We start from the raw sequence: 1630 nt of genomic DNA on the forward strand, positions 1-1630 counted from the left end.
TGGGACACCCCCCTCCCCCACCGTCGCGCGCCGGGGCCCCCCCCCCCGCCCCCCCGCGGGGGGGGGCGCGGGGCGAGCGCCGGGGGGGGCGGCGCCCCCCCCCCCCCCCGCGTCTCCGTGCGGACATGAGCCGGAGCGAACGTGCAGCCCTCGAGAAGCTCGTGGCGGACCGGGGCGTCGTCGACAGCTCCGCCCCTGGGCGCGCCTTGGCGAGCTCCTGTGAGGATGCGAAGGGCCGGGCCTGCAGTTGGTCGTCCGGGCTCCGCCGCCGGTGCGTAAGGTTGGGACGGCTGACGACCGCCCACACGGCTGGAGATTCGATGACTGAGACTGCTGCCCCCGACATGCCGTTCCCCGTCGGCGTGGTCGGCCTCGGCGACATCGCGCAGAAGGCCTACCTGCCCGTCCTCACCGCGCTGCCCGGCCTCGACCTGCGCCTGATGACCCGCGACCGCGCCAAGCTCGACCGCATCGGCGACACCCACCGCATCGACCCCGCCCACCGCCACACCGACCTCGGCGAGCTCATCAAGGGCGGCATCCGCGCCGCCTTCGTGCACGCGGCCACCGACCAGCACGTCCCGATCGTCGAGGAACTGCTCACCGCCGGCGTGGACGTCTACGTCGACAAGCCCCTCGACTACACCCTCGACGGCGCCCGCCGCCTCGTCGACCTCGCCGACCGCACCGGCCGTTCGCTCATGGTCGGCTTCAACCGCCGCCATGCCCCCGGCTACGTGCAGGCCCTGGAGCGCCCGCGCGACCTGATCGTCCTGCAGAAGAACCGCGAGGGCCTGCCCGAGGCCGCCCGGACCCTGGTGTACGACGACTTCATCCACGTCGTCGACACCCTGCGCTTCCTCGTCCCCGGCGAGGTCGAGCACGTGGACGTCCGCGCCCGCCGCGTCGACGGCCTGGTCGAGCACGTCGTCCTGACGCTCGCCGGCGACGGCTTCACGGCCCTCGGCATCATGAACCGTCGCAGCGGCTCGACCGAGGAGGTCCTCCAGGTCTCCGGCACCGACTCCAAGCGCGAGGTCCACAACCTCGCCGAGGTGATCGACCACCGCGGCCAGCCCACCACCCGCCGCCGCGGCGACTGGGTGTCGGTGGCCCGCCAGCGCGGCATCGAGCAGTGCGTCCTCACCTTCCTCGACGCCGTCCGCGGAGGGAAGACGCTCGACGCCCACGACGCCCTGCGCACCCACGAGTTGTGCGAACTGATCGTGGAGCGCATCGAAGGCCCCTGAGCGGGTACCGGTCGACGGCTTCCTCGAACGCCGCCAGTCCCTATTGCGCCGGGTGCTGTGCAGAAAGCTTCGTCCGGCTACAGGACGTCCGGTCGATTCTTCAGGACCTCCGCCCTCTGGGTCGGACGCAATGGCAGGCCTAGCGTTCATGATCATCGGCTGATGCGCCCGAACATCCGGGTTGCAGGCGGCTTATTGATTGACTCAGAGGGAGATGTCTTGCGTTCCAAGGGAATCCTTGCCACGGGAACAATCGGCGCACTGGTCAGCGGCTTGCTGCTGGCAGGGGGGGGGGGGGGGGGGGGGCCCGGGGGGCCGCCGAACCGGGGGGTTTTGTCGATTTGATATAACTCGTTGCAAGTAATATAGCTCGCAACGGC

At 71.1% G+C, this 1630-nt stretch carries 1 protein-coding gene; it reads left to right on the forward strand.

From position 1 onward, the window contains the following. Nucleotides 1–320 precede the first annotated feature (320 nt). The gene (locus ACFV4G_RS27920) at nucleotides 321–1250 is read left to right on the forward strand and encodes a Gfo/Idh/MocA family protein (RefSeq protein WP_380444865.1); all 930 of its coding nucleotides are present in this window, start codon (nucleotides 321–323) and stop codon (nucleotides 1248–1250) included. The last annotated feature ends 380 nt before the right edge of the window (nucleotides 1251–1630 follow it).

Source organism: Kitasatospora sp. NPDC059747 (genome assembly GCF_042732955.1).
In the GTDB taxonomy this organism is placed as follows: Bacteria; Actinomycetota; Actinomycetes; order Streptomycetales; family Streptomycetaceae; genus Kitasatospora.